The sequence below is a fragment of the Comamonas sp. UBA7528 genome, from assembly GCF_002479375.1.
Classification (GTDB): domain Bacteria; phylum Pseudomonadota; class Gammaproteobacteria; order Burkholderiales; family Burkholderiaceae_C; genus Comamonas.
This window is the reverse complement of sequence record NZ_DLMU01000014.1, coordinates 202552-208762: the sequence shown is the minus strand read 5'-3', so window position 1 is coordinate 208762 and position 6211 is coordinate 202552. Positions and strand designations below refer to the sequence as shown.

The 6211-nt window shown below is 63.2% G+C and carries 5 protein-coding genes; all 5 read right to left on the bottom strand.

Annotated elements, in window-relative coordinates; genetic code table 11:
• Positions 1–19: 19 nt before the first annotated feature.
• Positions 20–994, bottom strand: coding sequence for a signal peptidase I (gene lepB, locus B3349_RS16625; RefSeq protein WP_291590401.1), 975 nt, complete (start codon positions 992–994; stop codon positions 20–22).
• Positions 994–2802, bottom strand: coding sequence for a translation elongation factor 4 (gene lepA / locus B3349_RS16620; protein ID WP_291590399.1), 1809 nt, complete (start codon positions 2800–2802; stop codon positions 994–996). The genes lepB and lepA overlap by 1 nt, the downstream gene beginning before the upstream one ends.
• 396 nt (positions 2803–3198) lie before the next feature.
• The gene (locus B3349_RS16615; protein ID WP_291590398.1) at positions 3199–4740 is read right to left on the bottom strand and encodes a DegQ family serine endoprotease; all 1542 of its coding nucleotides are present in this window, start codon (positions 4738–4740) and stop codon (positions 3199–3201) included.
• A 235-nt stretch (positions 4741–4975) separates the two neighbouring features.
• On the bottom strand, positions 4976–5677 hold the full coding sequence (locus B3349_RS16610) for a sigma-E factor negative regulatory protein (RefSeq protein ID WP_291590397.1): 702 nt from the start codon (positions 5675–5677) through the stop codon (positions 4976–4978).
• Positions 5678–5728: 51 nt separating this feature from the next.
• The coding region (locus B3349_RS16605; protein WP_291590395.1) for a sigma-70 family RNA polymerase sigma factor at positions 5729–6211 on the bottom strand (483 nt) is incomplete at its 5' end.

Here is a 6211-nt window from a genome sequence, read left to right as displayed (position 1 = left end):
CCCCCGCCGGTGCAGGCGGTCAGTTGAAGGAACCGATGCGCTTGAGGTTGCCGAAATTCATCCAGACAAAGAAGGCCTTGCCGACGATGTTCGCATCCGGCACAAAACCCCAGTAGCGCGAGTCCAGCGAGTTGTCGCGGTTGTCGCCCATCACGAAGTAGTGGCCTTCGGGCACTTTGCAGGTCACGCCTTCCACGCTGTAGGTGCAGTTCTCCCGGTACGCGTAGTTGCTGGCACCCTGGACAAAGGCCGGCACGCCCTGGGTGTTGAGCAGGCGGTGTGGCAACAGGCCCAGGGTTTCCTCGTACTGGTTGAAGTAGCGCATGGCGTCTTCATCGAAGAAATCGGGCAGGTCCTTGGTCGGCACCGGCTGACCGTTGATCGTCAGGCGCTTGTTCAGGTAGGCCACGGTGTCACCGGGCACGCCCACCACACGCTTGATGTAGTCCAGCGAGGGCTGGGGCGGGTAGCGGAACACCATCACATCGCCCCGTTCTGGCGTCTTGCCTTCGATGACCTTGGTGTTGAGCACCGGCAGGCGCACACCGTAGGTGAACTTGTTCACCAGGATCAGGTCCCCCACCAGCAGCGTGGGAATCATCGAACCCGAAGGGATCTTGAACGGCTCGAACAGGAAGGAGCGCAGGATGAACACCACGGCGATCACCGGGAACAGGCCAGCCGTCCAATCCAGCCACCAGGGCTGGACCAGGGCTTTTTGCTGGCCTTCGGTGGTGTCCACATCGACCTTGGCAATGCCCATGCGTTCCAGTTCGGCGCGGCGTGCCGTGGCGGCATCGGCCAGGGCCTGTGCCACTTTCTTGCGGCGCGGCCAGAAATACAGGCGCTCGGCCAGCCAGTAGGCACCGGTCACCACCGTGGCCAGAAACATCAGCAGGGCGAAATTGCCTTCGATCGCACCCGTGTACCAGGCGCCCACATAGCCTACGAAAGCCGCCAGGACGGCGGCTGTGATCCATTGCATGGCTTGCATCAATCCTCCACTTGCAGGATGGCCAGGAAAGCCTCCTGCGGCACTTCCACCGAGCCGATCTGCTTCATGCGCTTCTTACCGGCCTTCTGCTTCTCGAGCAACTTGCGCTTGCGGGTGATGTCGCCGCCGTAGCACTTGGCCAGCACGTTCTTGCGCATGGCCTTGACGGTTTCACGGGCGATGATGTTGGCGCCGATCGCTGCCTGGATCGCCACGTCGAACATCTGGCGGCTGATGATTTCTCGCATCTTGGCTACCACGGCACGACCGCGGAAAGTGGCCTGCGAGCGGTGCACGATGATGGACAACGCATCGACCTTCTCGCCGTTGAGCAGGATGTCGACCTTCACCACGTCCGAGGCGCGGTACTCCAGGAACTCGTAGTCCATGGAGGCATAGCCGCGCGACACGGACTTGAGCTTGTCGAAGAAGTCCAGCACGATTTCGCCCAGCGGCATTTCATAGGTCAGCATGACCTGACGACCGTGGTAGGCCATGTTCTTCTGCACGCCGCGCTTCTGGTTGGCCAGCGTCATCACCGGGCCGACATAGTCTTGCGGCATGTACAGGTGCACGGTCACGATGGGCTCGCGGATTTCTTCCATGCGCCCCTGATCGGGCATCTTGGAAGGGTTTTCCACCTGGATGACTTCGCCGTCGGCCTTGACCACTTCGTACACCACGCTGGGGGCGGTGGTGATCAGGTCCTGGTCGAACTCGCGCTCCAGGCGTTCCTGCACGATTTCCATGTGCAGCAGGCCCAGGAAGCCGCAGCGGAAGCCAAAGCCCAGCGCTTGCGAAACTTCGGGTTCGTACTGCAGTGCCGCATCGTTGAGCTGCAGCTTTTCCAGCGCATCGCGCAGCTGGTCGTATTCGCTGGCCTCGGTCGGGTACAGACCGGCAAACACCTGGGGCTTGACTTCCTTGAAGCCAGGCAGCGCCTTCTCGGCCGGGCCCAGGTTGTTGGGCAGCTTCTTTTCCAGCGTGACGGTATCGCCCACCTTGGCGGCCTTCAACTCCTTGATGCCGGCAATGATGTAGCCCACTTCACCGGCCTTGAGCGCATCGCGCGGCTGGTTGGCAGGGGTGAACACACCGATGTTGTTGGCTTCATAGGCTGCGCCAGTGGCCATCATCTTGAAGCGCTCGCCCTTCTTGAGCTGACCATCGACCACGCGCACCAGCATCACGACGCCCACATAGGGGTCGAACCAGCTGTCCACGATCATGGCGCGCAGCGGCGCATCAGGGTTGCCCTTGGGCGCCGGCACCTTGGCCACAATGGCTTCCAGAATCTCGTCGATGCCCATGCCGGTCTTGGCCGAGCAGGGAATCGCATCGGTCGCGTCAATGCCGATCACGTCTTCGATCTCGGCCTTGGCGTTGTCCGGATCGGCATTGGGCAGATCCATCTTGTTGAGCACGGCAAACACCTCGACCCCCAGGTCGAGTGCGGTGTAGCAGTTGGCCACGGTCTGGGCTTCCACGCCCTGCGAGGCATCCACCACCAGCAGACCGCCTTCACAGGCCGACAGCGAACGCGAGACCTCGTACGAGAAGTCCACGTGGCCGGGGGTGTCGATCAGGTTGAGGTTGTAGACCTTGCCATCCTTGGCCTTGTACTGCAGCGCAGCCGTCTGCGCCTTGATGGTGATGCCACGTTCTTTCTCGATGTCCATCGAGTCCAGCACCTGGGCTTCCATATCGCGCTCGGCCAAGCCGCCACAACGCTGGATCAAGCGGTCGGCCAACGTGGACTTGCCATGGTCGATGTGCGCAATGATGGAGAAATTACGGATGTGATTCATCAACGAAAAGCGTCTTGGTAACTTAAATGAATGTGGCGCGCACAAGGCAAGAAAAAAGGGCGCGTCGACTCTGACGCGCCCTGAACCAACAATCTTGGGCAACTGCGATGGTTGGGCTGCTGATTGTAGGCAAAAGCCCTCTGCAAAAGCACCGTTTTTGCTGTCTGGCGGCTCAGCGCCAGCGATGCAGCAAAACTAACCACAGCTTATCCACAATTGCGGTTCAGCGGAAATTCGCTGCCGGCAATGCCCGTCAGCTCCTAGCACCGCAGCAAGCACCCGCTCGCGACGGCACCTGTGCGCCGGACTAGGGATTCTACCCAAGCGACCACCTTGCGCTCACGGGCATTCCCAGTCCCCTTGGAACGGCATGGCAGCCGGCCCCAGGCACCCACTTCAGCGGGCCGGTCGCACCAGCACGTACTGTGCCCACTCACCGCGGCGCACCAGCATGTTGACTGGCTTGTTCTTGTCGGCCTTGCTCAGCGCCGCCTCGAAGCCCTTGGCATCGGCCACCTCGGTATTGGCAACGGACAGCACCACATCGCCTTCGCGCAGACCGGCGCGGGCCGCGGCATCGGCCACACTGACAATGCGCACGCCGCCCTTGACGTTCAGCTCCTTCTTCTGCGCGGCCGTCAGGTCGGCCACCACCAGGCCCAGCGACTTTGCGCTGGCCGTCGCAGCGCTGCTGCTCTCAGCCTTCTTGCGCGCGGCCACGGCCTCGTCGGGCTCGACCTCGGCAATGGTGATGGACAGGTCCTTGCTGCTGCCCCGGCGGAACACGGTGACCGTGCCCTTGACGCCCGGCTTGGTGTTGCCCACCAGGCGCGGCAGGTCGGAGACCTTGTCGATGTCCGTGCCGTTGTACTTGATGATCACGTCCCCGGCCTCCACGCCGGCCTTGGCGGCGGGCGAACCGGCTTCCACCGCCGAGACCAGGGCGCCGCGCGGCTTGCCCAGGCCGATGGATTCCGCCACCTCCTTGGTCACCGAACCGATCTGTACGCCGATGCGGCCACGCGTGACCTTGCCAGTGGAGCGCAGCTGGTCGCTCACGCGCACGGCTTCGTCAATCGGAATCGCAAAGCTGATGCCCATGAAACCGCCGGAGCGCGAATAGATCTGGCTGTTGATGCCCACCACCTCGCCGCGCAGGTTCAACAGCGGCCCGCCCGAATTGCCGGGGTTGATGGCCACGTCCGTCTGGATGAACGGCAGGTAGTCACCGGTATCGCGCTGCTTGGCCGACACAATGCCGGCCGTCACCGAGTTTTCCAGGCCGAAGGGCGAGCCAATGGCCATCACCCACTCGCCCACCTTGAGGCGGCTCACATCGCCGATCTTGACTGCGGGCAGGCCCTTGGCGTCGATCTTGACCACGGCCACATCGGTGCGCTTGTCGCTGCCCACGATCTTGGCCTTGAACTCGCGCTTGTCGGTCAGCGTGACGATGACTTCGTCCGCATCTTCGACGACGTGGGCATTGGTCATCACATAGCCATCGCCGGTCAGGATGAAGCCCGAGCCCACACCGCTGGGCTGGGATTCGCCATCCCCGTCGCCGCCCGGACCGGGGCGCTGCGGCTGCTTGGGAATATTGGGTACCGGCAGGCCGAAGCGGCGGAAGAACTCCAGCATGTCCTCGTCCATGCCCAGTGCCGATCCGCCGCCATTGCCACGGGCAGCCACCTTTTCGGTGGTGCGGATGTTGACCACCGAGGGGCCGACAAGGTCGACCAAGGCGGTGAAATCGGGCAGACCGCTGACCACGGGCGCAGCCGACGCTGCGGGCGCCGACGCGACCGGACTGGGGGCTGCGGCCTGTGCCTGGGCCAGCGGTAGATTCCAGGCGGCACCGCCTGCCACGGCGGCCGCGATCAAGGCCGCCACACTCAAGGCTGGCAGGGTTTTGCGTTGCATTGCGGGCATCTTCATCCTTTCCAAGGCGCTCTATCTCGCTATCAGATTGCCTGTTTGGAAAGGCATCCGTGCGATTGGTTCCCACCATCATGCACTGAAGCGCGGCGGACGCTGTGGGCCGAATACACAAAAAAATGAGCGCCTTGGGCGCTCATTTCATGTTCCGCATCGGATTTTCAGTTTGAAAAGCCCTGCGCATCAGCGCAGGAAGCTATCAAAACACAAGCAATCCCAGTCTGCTCCGGGCAGATCAATGGCGGTTGGCCGCTGGCACCGGGGTGCTGGCGAAGCTGGCATTGCGCAGAAAGTCGGCCGGCATCTGCAGCGATGCCTTGCTGCCGAACTGGCGGTGCGCGGCCAGCAGCTCATCCAGACGCGGGTCACGCAGAATCACTTCCGAGCCATTGCCGGTGGCCACGGCAATCACCGAGCCATCGGTCTGGGGTATGGACATCATCGGGGCGCCGGGCGTGCCCTGCGCCAGCTGCACGCTGGCCTGGCTGGCGGCCGGCGCCTGGGCCAGCTGGCTGCCAGTGCCGGCCGGCACCACCACCAGATTCCAGCCCATGGCCGCCACGGCCGCCACAGAGGCAAAGCCGGCAGCGACCTTCCAGCGGAACACCGAGGCATTGGCCACCGGATCGCGCACCAGGCTCTGCACGGCAGCGGTCATGGGCAGTTGGGCCGGGGCCAACTGCTGCAGCGCGGCGGATTGCAGCGACAGCGGTGGCTCCTGGGCCAACTGGGCACGCAAACCGCTCAGCAGATCGTGCTGGCTGTGGTGGGCCAGCTCGGGCGAGCGCAGCACATCGCCCACCAGGTGGTAGAGCTGCCAGCTGGCATGGCCTTCGCCTTCTTCGGCCCACGCCACCGCCTGGCTCAGTTCATCGCCATACAGCTCGCCATCGACCAGCGCCGACAGCAATTCCTTGTTTTTCAGATCGTCCGTCATGGGGTTACCTGCTCACTTGGGCTCGCGCCTTCCATGTGTTCAACACCACCCTCACCACCGCTTGCCCGATTGGCGCTCCAGCAGCGGCTTGACGCGTGCGGAGATGGCCTCGCGGGCTCGGAAGATGCGCGAACGCACGGTTCCGATGGGACAACCCATGACAGTGGCAATTTCTTCGTAGCTCAGCCCTTCGATCTCGCGCAGCGTGACCGCCTGGCGCAAATCCTCGGGCAAAGCATCCATCGCGGCGTTCACGGCAGCTGCAATTTCCTGCGCCGCCAGCACCGTCTCGGGAGTCTCCTCGTTGATTGGTTCGTTTCCGGGCCGAGAAGTTTCATCCTCGTCGTCGGAGGTTTGTAACGCGCTCTCGGTGACCACCGGATTGCGCTTCATGTCCAGCAGCGCCTTCTTGGCCGTGTTCACCGCAATCCGGTACAGCCAGGTGTAGAACTGCGCCTCGCCCCGAAACTGGTGCAGGGCCCGGTAGGCGCGCAGAAAGGTTTCCTGGGCGATGTCCTGGACCAGATCGGTGTC